This is a genomic window from Amycolatopsis sp. ATCC 39116 (assembly GCF_000231075.2).
Classification (GTDB): domain Bacteria; phylum Actinomycetota; class Actinomycetes; order Mycobacteriales; family Pseudonocardiaceae; genus Amycolatopsis_E; species Amycolatopsis_E tucumanensis.
In genome coordinates this window covers 1-17,597 of the sequence record NZ_AFWY03000026.1, presented here as the reverse complement: position 1 = coordinate 17,597, position 17,597 = coordinate 1, and the positions used below count along the sequence as shown (strand labels likewise).

Annotated in this window: 16 protein-coding genes and 1 pseudogene; 9 read left to right on the top strand and 8 right to left on the bottom strand. The window is 71.9% G+C overall.

Annotated elements, in window-relative coordinates:
• Nucleotides 1-72 precede the first annotated feature (72 nt).
• Entirely contained in the window at nt 73-1,317 is a 1,245-nt protein-coding gene (locus tag AMY39116_RS0324105; RefSeq protein ID WP_020420192.1) for an aspartyl protease family protein, read from the bottom strand.
• A 247-nt stretch (nt 1,318-1,564) separates the two neighbouring features.
• On the opposite strand from AMY39116_RS0324105, the gene AMY39116_RS0324100 reads away from it, so the two are divergent.
• Nucleotides 1,565-1,927, top strand: a complete 363-nt coding sequence (locus AMY39116_RS0324100; protein ID WP_020420191.1) for a DUF3817 domain-containing protein — start codon at nt 1,565-1,567, stop codon at nt 1,925-1,927.
• Between the two features lie 53 nt (nt 1,928-1,980).
• On the opposite strand, the gene AMY39116_RS0324095 is transcribed toward AMY39116_RS0324100, so the two are convergent.
• Nucleotides 1,981-2,841 (bottom strand): LysR family transcriptional regulator, encoded by an 861-nt coding sequence (locus AMY39116_RS0324095; RefSeq protein WP_020420190.1) that lies wholly within the window; start codon nt 2,839-2,841, stop codon nt 1,981-1,983.
• 85 nt (nt 2,842-2,926) lie between these two features.
• Here AMY39116_RS0324095 and AMY39116_RS0324090 point away from each other — a divergent pair, with 85 nt between their 5' ends.
• Entirely contained in the window at nt 2,927-3,652 is a 726-nt protein-coding gene (locus AMY39116_RS0324090) for an SDR family NAD(P)-dependent oxidoreductase (protein ID WP_020420189.1), read from the top strand.
• A 44-nt stretch (nt 3,653-3,696) separates the two neighbouring features.
• Here the strand turns inward: AMY39116_RS0324090 and AMY39116_RS0324085 are convergent, their stop codons facing one another.
• Complete coding sequence (locus AMY39116_RS0324085) at nt 3,697-4,653, bottom strand: tetratricopeptide repeat protein (RefSeq protein WP_039791728.1); 957 nt, start codon at nt 4,651-4,653, stop codon at nt 3,697-3,699.
• Nucleotides 4,654-4,684: 31 nt separating this feature from the next.
• Nucleotides 4,685-4,984: a thiamine-binding protein gene (locus AMY39116_RS0324080; RefSeq protein WP_020420187.1), complete on the bottom strand. Its 300-nt coding sequence runs from the start codon at nt 4,982-4,984 to the stop codon at nt 4,685-4,687.
• A gap of 77 nt (nt 4,985-5,061) precedes the next feature.
• Between AMY39116_RS0324080 and AMY39116_RS0324075 the strand changes: the two genes are divergently transcribed.
• Nucleotides 5,062-5,562, top strand: a complete 501-nt coding sequence (locus tag AMY39116_RS0324075; RefSeq protein WP_020420186.1) for a MarR family winged helix-turn-helix transcriptional regulator — start codon at nt 5,062-5,064, stop codon at nt 5,560-5,562.
• 1 nt (nt 5,563) lies between these two features.
• Here the strand turns inward: AMY39116_RS0324075 and AMY39116_RS0324070 are convergent, their stop codons facing one another.
• A complete protein-coding gene (locus AMY39116_RS0324070) occupies nt 5,564-7,000 on the bottom strand; it encodes a neutral zinc metallopeptidase (RefSeq protein WP_020420185.1) in 1,437 nt (478 codons plus the stop codon).
• A gap of 38 nt (nt 7,001-7,038) precedes the next feature.
• Here AMY39116_RS0324070 and glgP point away from each other — a divergent pair, with 38 nt between their 5' ends.
• Together glgP and AMY39116_RS45655 are read left to right on the top strand one after the other, a co-directional pair.
• The gene (gene glgP / locus AMY39116_RS0324065) at nt 7,039-9,579 is read left to right on the top strand and encodes an alpha-glucan family phosphorylase (protein WP_020420184.1); all 2,541 of its coding nucleotides are present in this window, start codon (nt 7,039-7,041) and stop codon (nt 9,577-9,579) included.
• A gap of 202 nt (nt 9,580-9,781) precedes the next feature.
• A pseudogene (locus tag AMY39116_RS45655) lies at nt 9,782-10,233 on the top strand (IS481 family transposase); the annotation flags it as partial.
• A 19-nt stretch (nt 10,234-10,252) separates the two neighbouring features.
• Here the strand turns inward: AMY39116_RS45655 and AMY39116_RS0324055 are convergent.
• From AMY39116_RS0324055 to AMY39116_RS0324045, 3 genes are read right to left on the bottom strand one after another with little or no spacing between them, the layout of a single operon-like run.
• The gene (locus tag AMY39116_RS0324055) at nt 10,253-10,957 is read right to left on the bottom strand and encodes an SDR family NAD(P)-dependent oxidoreductase (protein ID WP_202961458.1); all 705 of its coding nucleotides are present in this window, start codon (nt 10,955-10,957) and stop codon (nt 10,253-10,255) included.
• A complete protein-coding gene (locus AMY39116_RS0324050; protein WP_020420181.1) occupies nt 10,954-11,841 on the bottom strand; it encodes a dihydrodipicolinate synthase family protein in 888 nt (295 codons plus the stop codon). Before AMY39116_RS0324050 ends, AMY39116_RS0324055 begins: the two co-directional genes overlap by 4 nt.
• A gap of 3 nt (nt 11,842-11,844) precedes the next feature.
• Nucleotides 11,845-13,011 carry a mandelate racemase/muconate lactonizing enzyme family protein gene (locus AMY39116_RS0324045; RefSeq protein WP_020420180.1) on the bottom strand — a complete coding sequence of 389 codons (1,167 nt, stop codon included), beginning with the start codon at nt 13,009-13,011 and terminating at the stop codon, nt 11,845-11,847.
• Between the two features lie 59 nt (nt 13,012-13,070).
• Between AMY39116_RS0324045 and AMY39116_RS0324040 the strand changes: the two genes are divergently transcribed.
• From AMY39116_RS0324040 to AMY39116_RS0324025, 4 genes are read left to right on the top strand one after another with little or no spacing between them, the layout of a single operon-like run.
• A complete protein-coding gene (locus tag AMY39116_RS0324040) occupies nt 13,071-13,874 on the top strand; it encodes an IclR family transcriptional regulator (protein WP_020420179.1) in 804 nt (267 codons plus the stop codon).
• Nucleotides 13,871-14,803 (top strand): NAD(P)-dependent oxidoreductase, encoded by a 933-nt coding sequence (locus tag AMY39116_RS0324035; protein ID WP_020420178.1) that lies wholly within the window; start codon nt 13,871-13,873, stop codon nt 14,801-14,803. Before AMY39116_RS0324040 ends, AMY39116_RS0324035 begins: the two co-directional genes overlap by 4 nt.
• A 31-nt stretch (nt 14,804-14,834) precedes the next feature.
• Entirely contained in the window at nt 14,835-16,151 is a 1,317-nt protein-coding gene (locus AMY39116_RS0324030; RefSeq protein ID WP_020420177.1) for an MFS transporter, read from the top strand.
• Nucleotides 16,152-16,179: 28 nt separating this feature from the next.
• Nucleotides 16,180-17,328 carry a glycoside hydrolase family 16 protein gene (locus tag AMY39116_RS0324025; RefSeq protein ID WP_020420176.1) on the top strand — a complete coding sequence of 383 codons (1,149 nt, stop codon included), beginning with the start codon at nt 16,180-16,182 and terminating at the stop codon, nt 17,326-17,328.
• Nucleotides 17,329-17,597: the final 269 nt, after the last annotated feature.

Sequence of the window (17,597 nt, the reverse complement as noted above, 5' to 3'; positions counted from 1 at the left end):
CGACGACAACGTTGTCATAGCGGGTGGATTTCACACCACCGGGCGGCGGTGTGTCAACCGCCGCCCGGCTGGTCAGGGTTCCAGGTAGCAGTTCATCCCGGTGTAGTCGAAGGTGACGGCGAACGGCTTGAAGAACTCGTGGGTGAAGTTGGCGATGATGTCGAACCCGAACATCGCCGACTGCCCGGGACCCGGCGTGCCTTCGACGGGACCGGCGCTCGCGGACCCGCGCACGTCGTGGCCGACGGCCCGGCCCAGCGAGATCCGCTCGGCGGTGATCGGGTAGACCGGCCTGCCGTTGATCTCGCCGGGGTTCGCGTAGTCCACCGGGATGCCTGCTCGCTCGGCCATCTCGACCGTGGTGTCCAGGCCGTGGGCGATGCCGCCGGTGTCCAGCGTGACGATCCCCGGCCCGTAGCCGTTGAGGCTGCCCAGCGAGCACGGGTAGTGGTCCCCGGCCAGCCACAGTGGCACTCGTGCGGCACGCGGCCCTGGCCGGAACGGGGTGTCCTTGCGCCGCAGCACCAGCGCGCGGCGGGCGTAGTCCATCGTGGTCAGCAGGCGGTAGAAGACCGTCGTGCCGAGCACGCCGGCGGGAATCGTGCCGTCCGGGAGCGCCGGTTTGGGCTGGTTCGTCCACTGCATGGGGATGTTGCGGATTTCGAGGTCGCCGAACCGGATCGAGTCCAGGATCCCGAGGTTGATGGTGACCGGCCGGTTGCCCGCGTAACCCGAAACCGTGGCGAGGGAGCGCAGGCCCAGTTCGTCGGCCACCGGCTGGTCCAGGTCGAGCGTGCCGTAGGTGTCGAGCACGAACCGGCGGGGCTCACCGCCGTTGAGGGACGCTTCGACGGTCGGCAGCGGATCGAGGTCGATGAAGGGGAGCCGGACCGCCGTCGCCCCCCGGATCTCCCACGGCTTGCCGCGCAACGCGGCGTACTGCGTTCCGAACGGCGTGCTCCCGAGCAACGGCACCGCGCGGTCGTGCCGGTCCTGCCGGACGAAGCACTCCGCCAGCTTGCGGGTCGTGTCGACGTCGCCGGGAACCAGTTCGAGCGCGCGGGAAAGAAACCGTTCCGCGTCGGGAAATCGGTTGTGCAGCAGGGCGATGTAGCCGCGCTGGGCGGCCGCGCGGGCGTTCGCCGGGTCCCGGCGCAGCAGCTTGGCGTAGCCGCGGTCGGCGGCGTCGAACGAGCCGGCCCGGAACAGCCGGTCCGGGTCGGCTTCGGTCGCGTTCGCGAGACCGGAGGTCACCAGCGGGACAGTGGCGGTGGCCAGGCCGGCCCGCCACAGGAAACCGCGTCGGCTGAGTGTCATGCCACAAGGCCTACCGGCGGGGGCCGATCGTCGGCCGATGACGGCGTCATACGCGATCCATATTCCGTGGGTGACCGTGTGGCTACGCGGATCCTCTGTGGACGACCGCTCGTGATGATGATCACGACCCCCGAAGTACCCGTGAGGACCATCACGCCTCACACTGGGTACCGAAGCGTCCGACAGCGTGGTTGACGTAGACCGGAGTCGGACGTTTTCTCATGTGCTTCTCACAAGGAGGAAAGCAGTGACCAGCAAGGCCGCTCTCGTGTTCCGCGTGGCCGCCGTCGCCGAGGCGCTGTCCTGGGCGGGTTTGCTGATCGGGATGTTCCTGAAGTACGTCGTCGACGCCCCGAACGAGGGCGGCGTGCCGGTGCTCGGCATGGTCCACGGCGTCGTCTTCGTCGTGTACCTGGTCGTCACCCTGGCCGTGTTCAAGCCGCTCGGCTGGCGCCCGAAGACCGTGATCACCGCGCTGCTGGCGAGCATCCCGCCGCTGTTCACCTGGTGGTTCGAGACCTGGGCCCTGCGCACCGGCAAGCTGGACGGCCCGGAGCGCCTCACCCACGGCGGCACCGGCCTGATCGTCCGGGACACCGTCTCCGCCTGATCTTCACCGCGAAGCGCCGCCGCCACGACCCGTGGCGGCGGCGCTTCGTGCTGTCACGCGGTCTCGTAGAGCGCGGCCGCCGAGCGAACGAGTGCGGCGACGGCGGTTGAGCGGCTGCTCGCCGGCCAGGCGAGCACGGTCGTGACCTCCGGCGCGTCGACGACGGGCACCGCCACGTGCTCCGGCCACTGCCAGGCCCGGCTGGACGCGGGGATGACGAGCAGCGTCCGCCCCAGTGCCACGAGCTGGGCCAGCTGCGACTGCGTGCGCACCTCCGGGCCGGGGCCGGGCGGGTAGGTGCCGTCGAGCCGGGGCCACCGCGCGATCGGCAGGTCCGGGACGTGGCTGACTTCGGCGAGCGTGAGCTGCGCGCGGGCCGCGAGCGGGTGCGCCGCGGGCAGGATCGCGACCTGCCCTTCGACGACGAGGTCTTCGGTGTCGAAGCCGGCGAGGTCGTCGAACGGCCGGTGCATGATCGCCACGTCGGCCCGCCCGTCGCGCAGCAACCCGGCCTGCTCGCCCACTTCGCACAGGAGGACCTCGACCGGCGGCACGTCCGGTTCGGCCGCGGCGGCGTCCAGGAGCCGCTGCAGGAGTTCATGTGACGCCCCGGCTTTCGTCACGAGCACCAGCGGCCGGTGCGGGTCGGCGGCGCGGCGGGTGCGGCGCGCGGCGGCCGTGACCGCGTCGAGCGCCACCCTGGCTTCGCGGAGCAGCACCCGCCCGGCGTCGGTCAGCGCCACCCCGCGGCGGTCGCGGTCGAGCAGCCGGGCGCCGAGCCGCTGTTCCAGCTGCCGGATGGCGCGGGAGAGCGGCGGCTGCGCGATCCCGAGCCGCTCCGCGGCGCGGCCGAAGTGCAGCTCCTCCGCGACGGTGACGAAGTACCGGAGCTCGCGGGTTTCCAGATCACGCACGGTTTCGAGCCTACGCGCGCTGATACCTGCCGAGTATCACAGGATAGCGAGCTGATCTTGGACAGCGCGTTCCCGCGCGCCGAGCATGGGCCGCGTGAACGACACGAAGATCGCGCTGGTCACCGGCGCGAACAAGGGAATCGGTTACGCCATCGCGCAGGGGCTCGGCGCGATCGGCCACACGGTCGCCGTCGGGGCGCGTGACGCCGCCCGCCGCGAGGAGGCCGTCGAGCGGCTGCGCGCCGCGGGCGCCGACGCGTTCGGGGTTGCCCTCGACGTCACCTCCGACGACAGCGTCGCGGCGGCCGCGGCGGCGATCGAGCGCAGAGCGGGACGGCTCGACGTCCTGGTCAACAACGCGGGCATCGGCGGCCGGACCGACGGCGGCGCGCAGGATCCGACCACACTGGACCTCGACGTCGTCCGGACCGTCCTCGACACCAACGTGTTCGGCGTCGTCCGGGTGACGAACGCGATGCTCCCGCTGCTGCGCCGCGCCGGCTCGCCGCGCATCGTCAACATGTCCAGCAACATGGGCTCGCTGGCACTGCGGACCGGCCCGGTGATGGCCGCCTACGCGCCGTCGAAGTCGATGCTCAACAGCATCACCGTGCAGTACGCCCGGGCGCTCGCCGACACGAACGTCATCGTCAACGCCGCGTGCCCCGGTTACGTCGCGACCGACTTCACCGGCTTCGCCGCGCCCCGGACTCCCGAGCAGGGCGCGGCCATCGCGATCCGGCTCGCCACCCTGCCCGACGACGGGCCGCGCGGCGGCTTCTTCGACGACGACGGCGTCATCCCCTGGTGAACCGCACTCCCCGCGCCACACCTCGCGGCGCGGGGAACGCCGTCTCAGAACAGGGCCGACGCCAGGTTCCGCCGGGCCGCCGCGACGCGCTCGTCGGCCGGGTCGAACAGGTCGAACAGGCCGACCAGGTGCTCGCGGACGCGGTTGCGGTCCGGGCCCGCCGTGCGGCGCACGGCCTCGATGAGCCGGGAGAACCCGTCCTCGACCTTGCCCGTCGCAACCTCGTAGTCGGCAGCGGCGAACTGGGCGTCCAGGTCGTCCGGGGACGCGTCGGCGCGCGTGACGGCCGACGGGTCGGCCTCGGCCGCGCGGGCGGCGAACCGGACCTGCGCCAGACCGGCCTTGGCCAGCTCGTTGGCCGGCTCGACGTCCAGGATCCGCTGGTAGGCGGCCTCGGCGGCGGCGAAGTCGCCGCGCTCGAACGCGGCCTCGGCCTCGGTGAAGCGCGGGTCCTCTGGCTCCTCGGCGCCGCCCGCCCCGGACGGCGGGATGCCCGGCAACTTGCCCTTCAGCGCCTCCAGCAGCTGGTCCAGCCACTGCCGGATCTCCGGCTCCGGCAGCGCGCCGGAGAACGCGTTGACCGGCTGCCCGCCCGCGATCGCCACGACCGTCGGGATCGACTGGACGCCGAAGACCTGCGCGATGCGCGGGTTGGCGTCGACGTCGACCTTCGCCAGCACCCAGGCGCCGCCGGACTGCTCGGCCAGCCGCTCCAGCACCGGGCTCAGCTGCTTGCACGGCCCGCACCAGTCGGCCCACAGGTCCACGACGACGAGCTGCTGCAGCGACCGCTCGACGACCTCGGCCTGGAACGTGGCCTCGGTGACGTCGATGACCGCGGCGCTCGCCGCGCCGCCGCCCCCGGCCGGTGCGCCGCTCGACGGCGGCGGGGCGTTGCGCTGCGCCTCGGCCCTGGCCTTGAGCGCGGACAGATCCACCGCGCCGGACAGCGCGGCGGACATGGCGGCTGACTTCGCTGCTGATGCGCGTGGATTTGTCACGCTTCCATCCTGGCATGTACTGTCCGGCGTTTCACCGGAGGTGCTCCTCCAGCCGCTCCACTTTCGCTTCCAGCTGACCGCTGTCGAAGCCCGGCCGGATGTCGGCCTTGAGCACGAGCGACACCCGGGCGGCGCCCTCGCCCGCCGCCTCCACCGCCCGCTTCACCACGTCCATGACCTCGTCCCAGGACCCCTCGACGTTGGTGAACATCGCGTTCGTCGAGTTCGGCAGGCCCGAGTCGCGGACGACCTTCACCGCCCTGGCGACCGCTTCGCTGACCCCGCCGTCCGGGTCGCCACCGGACGGGCTCACGCTGAAGGCGACGATCATCGGCTCTCCTCACACTTGCGACACTTTGCGCACTACCCTGCCCCCTCGGTCAAGAACCCGCTGGTAGCTTCCCTGCCATGAACCGCCCGCTGCCTTTCGACCCGATCGCCCGCGCCGCGCAGCTGTGGGAGGACCGGATCGGGCCGTCCGCGACGATGGCGGCGGTCACCGGCGTGATGCGCGTGCAGCAGATCGTCCAGTCGGCCGTCGACGGCGCGCTCAAACCGCACGGCCTCACCTTCGCGCGGTACGAGGCGCTCGTGCTGCTGTCGTTCGCGCGCCGCGGTGCGCTGCCGATGCGGGTCATGGGCGAGCGCCTCCAGCTGCACCCGACGAGCGTGACCAACATCGTCGACCGGCTGGAGAAGGACGGGCTGGTCAAGCGGGTGCCGCACCCGACCGACCGGCGCACCACGCTGGTGGAGATCACCGACGACGGTCACGCCCGCCTGGAGGAGGCGACGAAGGCGGTCACCTCGATCGACTTCGGGCTCGTCGGCCTCACGCCGAAGCAGACCGAGCAACTGTCCGAGCTGCTCACCAAGGTCCGCAAGGCGACCGGCGACTTCATCGGCTGACTCAGCCGTATTGGGTGCTGCAGGGCCCGGAGCCCTGCAGGTAGCCGGTGCGCATGGCCTCGACGCGGTTGAAGCCGCTGGCCGCGGGCTTGCCGTCGACGTCGGCCGCGACCAGCGAGTCCGGCCGCAGCAGGTCCGAGATCGCCTCGTCCAGGTCGCCTGCCGACAGCCGCATCTGCTGACCCTCCTGCGCGGCCACCGCAGCCCACGCGCCGACCAGGCACGCGGTCCGCAACCCGGCGTTCGCGTTGTCCAGCGAAGCGCCGACGCCCTTCTGGATGCCCATCGCGTACCGGGACGCGACCTCGGAGAACGCCGCGAAGTCGCCGTGCCCGCCGCTGCTGGAGCCGGTGAACTCGCCCTCCTGGTCCACCGGCTGTCCCAGCTCGGCCAGCGCGGTGAGGTCGATCCGCACCGTGTTGTCGCTCGTGCAGTAGGTGGCCGGCGGGGTGGCCGAGCCGTTCGGGCAGGACGCGCCGTCGTCGACGATCTCCGGCGCCTGCACCTTGGCGCCCGCGAACGCCTGGTCGAGGCTGTCCTTCAGCAGGCCGATCGCCTCCTGGTCGACCTCGATGTCGCCGTCCCGGTCGCCGGAGTCGAAGGGCCGCTCGGTGAGCCGCGGCCGGATGTTGTCCAGCGTCATCCCCGCGCACTCCGTCGGCCCCTGCTCGAACCCGATCTGGAAGGCGTAGGTCCGGTCGAACCCGGTGCCGTGCGCGGACCGGTCGGTCGCCGAGGTGCCCGCGCTGTCCCGCACCAGGAACAGCGACGACAGCGCGGAGTTCAGCCCGTCGGAGGTGGACACGGCGAAGTACTTGCTCTTGCCCTCGGCGACCCAGCGGTAGTAGGCGCCGGTGAAGCAGTCGGCCTGCTGCTCCTTCACGATCGTGGGCGTGTTGCGGCTGATGCCCGCCTTGTCGCCGAGCCGGTACTGCACGGCGTGGCCGAACTCGTGCGCCAGCACGGTCACCACCGACAGCGGGCCGAACTGGTCCATCATGGTCGGCAGCAGCACGCCGCGGTCCCACGCCACGGAGTCGTCGATGCTGCAGTAGAAGGCGTTCGCGTTGCCCTTCGTGTCGCCGCAGCCGTTCTCCTGGTTCTCGCCGTCGGAGTCGTAGGACAGCAGGGACTTCACCGGCTCGAACTTGACGTCGAAGTTGCCCGGCAGCGCGTCGGACCAGTAGTCCTCGACGTCGGCGATGGTGGCGACGGCCACCCGGTCCGCCTCGTCGCCGCTGACGTTGGTCACGTCGAGGTCCGGCTCGGGCGCGGTCGGCTTGAGACCGCTCTCGAAGTGGGTGATCGGCAGCCCGGCGACGTCACCCTCGGACACCGAGGCGGACTTCCCGTCGCTGCAACCGGCCAGTCCCAGCGCCAGCACCCCGCTCAGCGCCACCAGCGATCGCCGCACCCCGGCCCCCTCGATGTTCGTCACGCTTGTCGCAGCGCACCTTACCGATATCGTCGATCCCCATGAGAGCAATCCGCCGGTTCACCGTCCGCGCGAGCCTGCCCGAGCCGCTGGCCGGGTTGCGCGCGCTGGCCACCAACCTGCGCTGGACGTGGCACCCGCCGACCCGTGACCTGTTCGCGTCGATGGACGACGACCTGTTCCGGCGCGTGCGGGACCCGCTCCGGATGCTCACCGCGGTGTCGCCGGCGCGGTTGACGGAGCTGGCCGGTGACGAGGACTTCCTCGCCAGGGTCCACGCGATGAGCGACGACCTCGAGCGCTACCTGACCGAGGACCGGTGGTACCAGCAGCGCCCGCAGGGGGAGCGGGCGCCGGCCGCGATCGCGTACTTCTCGATGGAGTTCGGCGTGCACGAAGCGCTGCCGAACTACTCGGGCGGCCTCGGCGTGCTCGCCGGCGACCACCTCAAGGCGGCCTCCGACCTGGGGGTGCCGTTGATCGGGGTCGGGCCGCTCTACCGGTCGGGGTACTTCCGGCAGTCGTTGTCGCTGGACGGCTGGCAGGTCGAGCACTACCCGGTGATCGAGCCGAGCGCGCTGCCGCTGGAGCTGCTGACCGGTGAGGACTCCGAGCCGGTGCTGGTGCACGTCGCGATGCCCGGCGGGCGCGACCTGTACGCGCAGGTGTGGCAGGCGCAGGTCGGGCGCGTGCCGTTGCTGCTGCTGGACACCGACGTCGAGGCCAACGACGAGGACCTGCGCCGCGTCACCGACCGGCTCTACGGCGGCGACGCCGACCACCGCATCCGCCAGGAGATTCTGGCCGGAATCGGCGGCATGCGCGCGGTGCGGCGCTACTGCGAGCTGACCGGTCACCCGCAGCCGGAGGTGTTCCACACCAACGAGGGGCACGCCGGGTTCCTCGGCCTGGAGCGCGCCCGCGAGGTGATCGGCGAGCAGGGGCTGGCGTTCGACGAAGCGCTGTCCGCGGTGCGCGCGGGCACCGTGTTCACCACGCACACCCCGGTGCCCGCCGGCATCGACCGGTTCCCGGTGGACCTGGTGCAGCACTACTTCGGCGACGGGCGGCTGCTGCCGGGGCTGGAGCTGCAGCGGATCCTCGCACTGGGCGCCGAGGACAACCCGGGCATGTTCAACATGGCGCACATGGGCCTGCGGCTGGCGCAGCGGTCCAACGGTGTGTCCCAGTTGCACGGGCGCGTGTCGCGGCGCATGTTCGCGCGGCTGTGGCCGGGCTTCGACGACGCCGAGGTGCCGATCTCGTCGGTCACGAACGGCGTGCACGGGCCGACCTGGGTGGCGCGTGAGCTGACCGCGCTGCTCGGCGGCAAGCACAAGGCGTGGGGGCACGACGGCAAGCTGCCCAGTCAGATGGGCGTGTCCGACGAGGAACTGTGGGCGCTGCGGCGGGACCTGCGGCAGAAGCTCGTGCTCGAGGTGCGGCGGCGGGTGCGCAACGCGTGGCTGCAGCGCGGCGCGTCGGCGCTGGAGCTGGGCTGGGTGAACCAGGTGTTCGACCCGGACGTGCTGACCGTCGGGTTCGCCCGCCGGGTGCCGACGTACAAGCGGCTGACGCTGATGCTGCGCGACCCGGAACGGCTGCGCGCGCTGCTGCTGGACGAGGAACGTCCGATGCAGATCGTCGTCGCGGGCAAGTCGCACCCCGCCGACGAGGGTGGCAAGGCGCTGATCCAGCAGGTCGTGCGGTTCGTCGACGACCCCGCGGTGCGGCGGCGCATGGTGTTCCTGCCCGACTACGACATGTCGATGGCGCGCTACCTCTACCGCGGCTGCGACGTGTGGCTGAACAACCCGACGCGGCCGCTGGAGGCGTGCGGCACGTCGGGCATGAAGTCGGCGCTCAACGGCGGCCTCAACCTGTCCATCAAGGACGGTTGGTGGGACGAGTGCTACGACGGCAGCAACGGCTGGGCCATCCCGACCGCGGACGGCGTGACCGACCCGCTGCGCCGGGACGAGCTGGAGTCGGCCGCGTTGTACGACCTGCTGGGCCAGCAGGTGGCGCCGCTGTTCTACGAGCGGGACGACGCGGGCGTGCCGCGCGGGTGGATGTCGATGGTGTGGCACACGCTGGACGTGCTGGGGCCGCGGGTGCAGGCGTCGCGGATGGTGCGCGAGTACGTGGAGACGGCCTACCACCCGGCGGCGGTGACCAGCGCGGCGGCGACCGCGGACGGGTACGCGGGGGCGCGGTCGCTGGCGGAGTACCGCAGGCGGGTCGACGCGGTGTGGCGGCAGGTGCGGGTGCTGGACACGGAGCTGACGGTGGAGGCGCAGGAGCGCTTGGTGGTCGGCGACGAGGTGCGCGTGCGGGCGAAGGTGGACCTGGCCGGGCTGGCGCCGTCCGAAGTGGAGGTCCAGACGGTGGTCGGCCGCGTCGGTGACACGGACGAGCTGGCGGAGCCCATGACGGTGCGGATGGAGCCGTCCCAGGAGGGCGAGTACACCGCGACGCTGCGGCTGCCCCGGGCCGGCTCCCTCGGCTACACCGTGCGGATCCTGCCGAGGCACGACCTCCTGGCGACGCCCGCCGAGCTGGGCAAGGTGGTGCTGGCCTAGCTGTGATGTCCAAGGACGTTGTTCCGATTCGAGGTGACCGGTGACGGCCTGTCGTGCAGACAGGTGAAGGCCTCCGGATGTGAGGTGGAGCTGTCGTGGAACCACATCACCCACCGGAGGCCTTCGTGTCCCACCCTGATGCCAGGCACCCGGCTCCGGCTCGCGCGCCTGATTGTCGAACAGGGCTGGACCTGCACCGCAGCGCTGGCGCCACCGGCTGGGCCCGGTCCAGATCGCCGGCCTGCACGGCCTCCACCGTGCATGCGGTGCTGGTGCGCTGCCGGATCAACCGCCTCTCCCGGATCGACCGGGTCACCGGCGAGCCGCTACGAACACGATCACCCCAGCGCGCTGAGCCATGTTGATGTCACCAAGTTCGGCAACGTTCCCGGCGGCGGCGGGCACCGGTTCGTCGGCCGCGCCCAAGGCGCTCGCAACCGGGCCGCGACACCAGACAAGCCCCGCAACTCCTACCGCAACCCCAAGATCGGGACCGCGTTCGTGCACACCGCGCTCGACGACCACTCCCGCCTCGCCTACGCCGAGATCCACGCCGACGAAACCGCTGTCACCGCCACCGCGGTGCTGCGCCGCGCGGTGACCTGGTTCGCCACCCGCGGCGTCACCATCGAACGAGTGCTCTCACCACCCGGCTGACCAACCTCCCTGGACATCACACCTGGAGGAACCGGGCGCGCAGGTCCGGCCGCAGGAACGCGGCGGGCGAGGCGATCGACAGCCCGCCGTCGACGGGGAGCACCACGCCGGTGACGAACGACGCCCGCGCCGACGCCAGGAACGCCACGGCGTCGGCGACCTCGCGCGGCTCGCCGGTGCGGCGCAGCGGGTAGCCCTCCGCCACGGCGGGCAGATCGGCCGAGCCGATCATGCCCGGCGCGACCGCGTTGACCCGGATCCCGCGCGGGCCGTACTCCAGCGCCAGCTGCCGCACCAGCCCGTCCACCCCGGCTTTCGCCGCCGCGTAGCCGGGGAGGCCGGGCGCGGCCAGGAAGCCGTTCACCGACGTCACCGCGACGATGCTGCTCCCGGCCGTCATCACCCGCAGCGCCGCCCGCGCCGGGTAGAACGCCGCGTCCAACGTGTTCGCGATCGCCGCGCGCCACTGCTCGTCGGTCGCTTCCGCGGCGGCCGCCACCGGTTGGGACGCCGCCGCCAGCACCAGCACGTCCAGCCGGTCGAGCGCGCCGACGGCCGCTTCCGCGCCCGCCGGTGTAGCGCAGTCGGCGACCACGTACTCGCCGAACGCCGGGTCCGCCACCGGCTCCAGCCCGGCGCCGACCACGTGGTCGTCCGGGAACGCCGCGGCGATCGCCCGCCCGATGTCCGAGCCGCCGCCGACGACCAGGACGCCCCTCACCGGCGCCACGCCGGCAGCGCCAGCTCGTCCAGGACCTCGGTCAGCGCCTTCTCGGTGATCGGCTCCAGCGGCCGGGCGGGCAGCCGCACGGTGGCCGTCCGGATGATCCCGCGCCGCACCAGCACCTCCTTGTGCACGGCCCACGCCTGCCCCGGCCGGACCCCGAGGTGGATCAACGGCAGGAGCCGGGTGAACTCCGCCCGCGCCTCGGCCCGGCGTCCGCCCGCGAGATCGTCCAGAATGGACCGCAGCAAGTCGGTGAACTCGCACGCCGGCATGGTGCCGACCGCGCCGTTGTCGTACTCCTCGATCAGCGCCTGCGCGTTCTGCCCGCCGAGGACGGCCAATCCCGCGGCATCGCGCACCGCGGCCACTTTGGACGGTGTCGGCGGCGCCTCCACCTTGATCGAGGTGATGCCCTCGACCCCGGCGAGCGCGGCCACCGCGGCGACATCGACCGGCACGCCGGTCACGCCCGGCGCGTCCTGGATCATCACCGGCACCCCGGCGCCGGCGACCTCGGTGAAGAACTCGACGACCTGCGACGGCGACGGTTTGGCCAGGAACGGCGGCAGCACCATCACCTGGTCCGCCCCGCCGTCACCCGCGGCGCGGACCTGTTCCAGCGCGGTCACCGTGCTGGTGCCGTTGACCCCGGCGACGACCGGCAACGACGTCATCGCCCGCACCTCGCGCAGGATGACCTCCCGCTCGGCCGCGGTCAGCGCGAACCCCTCGCTGGCCATGCCGAACACGGCGAGCCCGTCGACGCCGCAGGAGAGCTGGAACTCCACCAGCGACCGCAGCGATGGCAGGTCCAGCTCGCCTTCCGCGGTGAACGGCGTGGCCAGGATGGGGATGAGACCGGTGGGTGTGTCCGGCACGGGTCAGTTCTCCTTCGCGAGTTCGGTGATCAGGTCGGCGTCGACGTCGATGCCCAGCCCCGGCCCGGTGGGCACGGCGAACCCCGTCGGCCCGGCGGTCAGCGGGGTGCGCAGGATGCTCTGCGCGACCGGGACGGTGTCCGGCTGGTACTCGAAGAACGGCGTGTCCGCGCCGGCCGCGGACACGTGGATCCCGGCGGCGAGCGCGATGCCGAGGCCGACCGAGTGGTGGCAGGCCACCGGCACGTGGTGGGCCGACGCGAGTTCCGCGATCGACATCGCCTCGGTGATGCCGGTGCGCGCCACGTCCGGCTGCGCCAGGCGCAGTGCGCGGCGGCCGAGCCAGTCGGCGAACTCGTAGCGGTTGCGCATGGCCTCGCCGACCGCGACCGGCGTGCGGATGCGCCCGGCCAGCTCGGCGTGCCCATCGACGTCCTCGGGCACCAGGGGCGCCTCGAAGAACAGCGCCTTGCGCCGGTCCAGCTCCTGGCCCAGTTCGACGGCCTCGCCGATCCGGTACGCCCAGTGCGCGTCGACCGCGATCCGCATCGACGGCGCGGCCTCGGCGACCGCGTCGAAGGTGGCGAGGTCCGCCTCGATCCCCTTGCCCAGGGCCAGTTTGACCAGGCCCGCCCCCTTGGTGACCCAGTCCGCGGCCAGCGCGGCGCGCTCGGCGTCGGTGGAGCGGGCGAGGCCGGAGATGTAGGCCGGGACGTGCGTGCGCACCGCGCCGCCGAGCAGGTCGGCCACCGAAAGCCCGGTCAGCTTGCCGTAGAGGTCCCACAGCGCGATGTCGACCGCGGCCAGCGCGTCGGCCTGGTGCCCGACCAGGTGCCCGCGCTCACGCATCAGGTCCCGCAGGCCGAGCCAGAGCGGGCGGACGCCGGTGATCTCGCGGCCGGTCAGCCACCCGGCGAGCATCCGGTCGACGATCGCCGCGGGAACCTCGGGGGCGACCGGCGCGAGCGCCTCGCCCCAGCCGGTGGTGCCGTCCTCGGCGGTGACGCGGACGAGCATCGTCTCGAACCGGCCGGAGTAGAGGCTGCGCCACGGCTCACGCACGACGTAGCCGCGGTCCTCGCTCAGCTCGCTGCCGTCCTCCAGCTTCCCCAGGTAGGCCTGTGGACCGGACAGCTTCAAGACGTAGGTCGTCACCTCGGCGATGCGCATGGTTGCCAATCTTTGCACGGGGCTTGCGGAATGTGCAAAGCCTCCGCATACTTCGTGCCATGGTTTCCGAAAGCGGTGGCAATCAGAGCGTGGAGCGGGCCTCGGCCGTGCTGAACGCCTTCACCCTCGGCCGGCCCGCGCTGCGGGTGTCGGACGTCGCGGCCGAGGTCGGGCTGGGCATCTCCACCACGTCCCGGCTGCTCGCGACGCTGGAGTCGGTCGACCTGGTCCGCCGCGACCCGGTGAGCCAGCTCTACGAGCTCGGCCCGGCGGTGCTGACGATGGCCGGCATCGCGCTCAACAACGACCCGATCTACCGGCAGGCGCGTCCGGTCGCGCAGCGGCTGGCGTGGGAACTGGGTCTCGGCGCGAACGTCGCGGTGCGCCGCGGCGCCGAGCTGTTCTACCTGCTCAACGTCGAAGGCCAGCTGGCGCAGAAGTCGTTTTCGCTGATGGGGCAGCGCAACCCGCTGCACGCCACGGCGATGGGCAAGAGCCTGCTGCTGGGCCTGTCGCCGGAACAGCGCCGGGAACTGCTGGGTCCGGAGCCGCTGCACGGCTTCACCGGGCACACCATCACGACGTTCGAGGCGCTGGACGCGGACCTCGCGCGGATCGCGAGCCGCGGCTACTCGACGGAGATCGAGGAGCTGGCGCTGGGCCGCGCGTGCATCGCCGCGCCGGTGCGGGACCACACCGGCGCGGTCGTCGCCGCGATCTCGCTGTCCGGGGCGCTGTCCGCGATCGCGCTCGACGAGCGGGAGGCCGACCTGGGGCGCACCATCGTCGAGGCGGCCGACAGCGTGAGCATCGGCCTCGGCTACCTCGGCCCGGTGCACACCCCGGTGCGGGAGGTCCGGTGAGGATCGCCGTCACCGGGGCCGTGGGACGGCTCGGCCGCACGCTGACCGGACGGCTCGAAGACCGCGGCCACACGGTGGTGCCGATCGACGTCGCGCCGCCGGTCGGCCTGCCACTGTCCGATCGGGACGGTCTGATCTCGGCCTGCGCCGGCGCGGACGTCGTGGTGCACCTGGCCGCCCGGATGTCCTGGCAGCGGTCCGACGACGCGGCGTTGTTCGAGACCAACGTGCTCGGCACCGCGAACGTGGCCGAAGCGGCGGCTCTGGCGGGCGCGAAGCTCGTGCTCGCCAGCACGGGCGAGGTCTACCCCGAGGGCAAACCCGTGTACCAGCCGCTCGACGAGGACCACCCGCGCGCGCCGACGAGCGCGTACGGGCTGACGAAGAAGCTCGCCGAGGACACTGTGGACTTCTACCGCCGCACTCGCGGGCTCGAGGCGGTGGTGCTGCGGTTCTCCCACTTCCAGGACGCCGCCGAGCTGCTGGACCGCGACAGCTTCTTCTCCGGGCCGCGGTTCTTCCTGCACCGCAAGATCGAGCAGCAGCGGGCGTTCGGCAACGCGGCCGCGGTCGCGGCGCTCGAACCACACGACGACGGCACGACCAAGCTCGTGCTCTCGCGCGGCGAGGACGGGACGCCGTTCCGGATGGGCATCCTGGACACCCGCGACCTGGCCGCCGGTGTGGTCGCCGCCGTGGAAACCCCCGGTCTCGACGGCGAGGTGATCGGTCTCGGCGCGGACGACTCGGTCGATTTCGACTGGCTGGTCCCGGAACTGGCGCGCCGCGCCGGACTGGACTATGTGGACGTGTCCCTGCCCGGTCCCGCGGTGCACTACACGACGTCCAACGCGAAGGCGCGCAAGCTGCTCGGCTTCACCGTCGAATTTCCCGTCTCCCGCATGATCGCGGAAGCGGAACTCCGCTGATCCCCACTCCGACACGGACAACGAGGTCGTCATGTCTGAACAGGTCGCTGTGCCCGAAACCGTGAGCACCGGCCAGGTGCCCCGCCGGAAAGTGCTGCTGGCGGCGGGTGCCGGCCACTTCGTGGAATGGTTCGACATGGGTATCTACGGCACCCTGTCGACTGTTATCGCCGCGAACTTCTTCGCCGCGGGCGACCCGACGGCCGCCCTGCTGTCGACGTTCGCGGTGTTCGCCGCCGGGTTCGTGATCCGGCCGCTGGGCGGGTTGTTCTTCGGGCCGCTGGCCGACCGGATCGGGCGCCAGCGGGTGCTCGCGATCGTCGTGCTCACCACGTCGCTGGCGACTTTCGCGATCGGTGTGCTGCCGACGTACGACGCGGTCGGCGCGCTCGCCCCGCTGCTGCTCGTCGTCGCCCGGCTGGTGCAGGGTTTCGCGGCGGGCGGCGAGACGTCCAGCGCGGTGACGGTGCTGTACGAGTACGCGCCGCCGAACCGGCGCGGGTTCTTCTCCAGCTTCGCCGACACCTTCGGGTTCGCCGCGTTCGTCTTCGGCTCGGGGCTGGCGTTGCTGCTGACCGCGTCGTTCGGGGACGCGACGATGACCTCGTGGGCGTGGCGGCTGCCGTTCCTGCTCGCGCTGCCGCTCGGCCTGGCCGGTCTCTACCTGCGGCTCAAGCTGCAGGACACGCCGGAGTTCCGCGAGCTGGAGGCCAGGGGCGAGGTCACCGAGAGCCCGGTGCGGGAGACCTTCCGCACCGGCGGCAAGGCGATGCTGGTGCTGGCCGGGCTGGTCGTGATCAAGGGTGTCGCGCACTGGACGCTGCAGACGTTCATGCCCAGCTACCTGCAGACCACGCTGCACTTCACGAAGGTGCAGTCGTTCGTCGCCTCCACGGTGTGCCTGGCGGTGGTCGCGGTGGCGGTGCCGTTCGCCGGCGCGCTGTCCGACCGGATCGGCCGCCGCCCGCTGCTGATCGCCGGCACCGCCGGGTTCATCCTGCTGACTTGGCCCTCCCTGCTGCTGATGTCGCTGGGCAACGAGTTCCTGGCGATCCTCGGGATGGTCGTGCTGGGCCTGCTGATCGCCGCCTACGACGGCGCGGTGTCGGCGACCATGGCCGAGTTGTTCCCGCCGCGCATCCGCTCCGGCGCGATCGCGATCCCGTACAACATCGCGGTGTCGCTGTTCGGCGGCACGGCACCCTACATCGCCACCTGGCTGATCTCGGCCAGCGGCTACCGGCTCTCGCCCGCCTTCTACGTGATGCTCACCGCCGCGATCACGCTGGTCACCGTCCTGCGGGTCGTGCGGGAGACGGCCGGGCCCAAGGCCCGCGCCGTGGCCTGAAGTCCCCACCGGTCAAGGAGAACCCTCAATGCCGAGGTACGCACTCGTCCCCGCCGTGCTGGTCGCGGCCGCGCTGGTGACCGCTCCGGCCGCGGTGGCGGCCGGCCCGGTCACCACCCCAGCCGGATCCGGCTACACACTGGTCTTCAGCGACGAGTTCAACGACTCCACAGTGGACACCGCTAAGTGGAACTACCGCACCGATCAGAAGGTGAAGAGCGCACAGCTGCCCGCGAACGTCACGGAGGGCGGCGGCGTGCTGACGCTGAACCTGCGCAAGGAGCAGGTCGGCAGCTACGCCTACACCGCGGGCGGTGTGGTGAGCAAGCAGTCCTTCCGCTACGGGTACTACGAGACGCGCGCGAAGACGCCCGTGGGATCCGGCTGGCACACGTCGTTCTGGGCGATGGCCGGTGACGGGAGCACGACGTTCAACCCCGACCGGCGCACCGAGATCGACCAGTTCGAGATCAATTCCAGCGCGCCGCGCAGCATCAGCCAGGGTGTCAACGCGTGGCGGCCGGACGGCACGAAGACCGACGTGGGTCGCAAGTGGACAAGTCCGGGCTTCGACACCTCGGCGGGCTGGCACACCTACGGCTTCGACTGGAACGAAAGCCGGGTGGCCTTCTACGTGGACGGGGTGCTGACGAACACCGCGACCTACCCGCCGAGCCTCGACACGCACGACTACGTGAACATCTGGCTGACGTCGATCGCGTACGAGACGGTCGACGAGAGCAAACTCCCGGCGACCGCGCAGTTCGACTACGTGCGGTACTACCAGCGCGAGTACTACGTCGACAACGACACACCGGCCGACTACGGCTACTCGGAGACCGGCACCTGGCTGGACAGCTCCCTGGCCGGCTTCACGGTCGGGAACAGCTCGCGGTACAGCCAGACCCCCGGCTCGACGGCGACGTGGCGACCGAACCTGCGCGCCGGTGGGACCTACGACGTGTGGATCTACCGGGTACCGTCGACTGATTCGGCGGCGCGCCTGACGGTGGTCCACAACGGACAGACAAGCACGGTGACAGCCGACTACACGACGGGCGGCTGGCTGAAGCTGGGCACGTGGGACTTCCCGGCAGGCACGTCCAGCGCGGTCACGCTGACCGCGGGAGCCGCGACCGCGAGGGCAGACGCGGTGAAGTTCCTCCCGGCGGGTTAGGCGAGCGGGCGCGTCCCGGTGGGGTAGGTGAGCGGGCGTGCCGGTCGTGGGGATCGGCACGCCCCGCTGCGGGGGATCGCGGAAGCTGCCGCACCCGCCTGCCGACCGCGGCCGCCGGCCGCTCCGCGGCGTAGCGCATCGCGGAGCGCAGTCCTGAGGGAACCGCCGGCGTGCCGGTGGCTGTACCCGCTGCGCCGCTCATCGCCGCGCCGCACTCGCTCGCCGCGGCCACCCGCCGCTCCGCGGCCACCCGCCGCTCCGCGGCGCAG

Excerpts from the sequence above, each read along its gene's own strand:
- AMY39116_RS0324105 (WP_020420192.1), bottom strand. The coding sequence starts at position 1,317 with ATGACACTCAGCCGACGCGGTTTCCTGTGGCGGGCCGGCCTGGCCACC.
- AMY39116_RS0324090 (WP_020420189.1), top strand. The coding sequence starts at position 2,927 with ATGGGCCGCGTGAACGACACGAAGATCGCGCTGGTCACCGGCGCGAAC.
- AMY39116_RS0324080 (WP_020420187.1), bottom strand. The coding sequence starts at position 4,984 with ATGATCGTCGCCTTCAGCGTGAGCCCGTCCGGTGGCGACCCGGACGGC.
- AMY39116_RS0324075 (WP_020420186.1), top strand. The coding sequence starts at position 5,062 with ATGAACCGCCCGCTGCCTTTCGACCCGATCGCCCGCGCCGCGCAGCTG.
- glgP (WP_020420184.1), top strand. The coding sequence starts at position 7,039 with ATGAGAGCAATCCGCCGGTTCACCGTCCGCGCGAGCCTGCCCGAGCCG.
- AMY39116_RS0324045 (WP_020420180.1), bottom strand. The coding sequence starts at position 13,011 with ATGCGCATCGCCGAGGTGACGACCTACGTCTTGAAGCTGTCCGGTCCA.
- AMY39116_RS0324040 (WP_020420179.1), top strand. The coding sequence starts at position 13,071 with ATGGTTTCCGAAAGCGGTGGCAATCAGAGCGTGGAGCGGGCCTCGGCC.
- AMY39116_RS0324030 (WP_020420177.1), top strand. The coding sequence starts at position 14,835 with ATGTCTGAACAGGTCGCTGTGCCCGAAACCGTGAGCACCGGCCAGGTG.
- AMY39116_RS0324025 (WP_020420176.1), top strand. The coding sequence starts at position 16,180 with ATGCCGAGGTACGCACTCGTCCCCGCCGTGCTGGTCGCGGCCGCGCTG.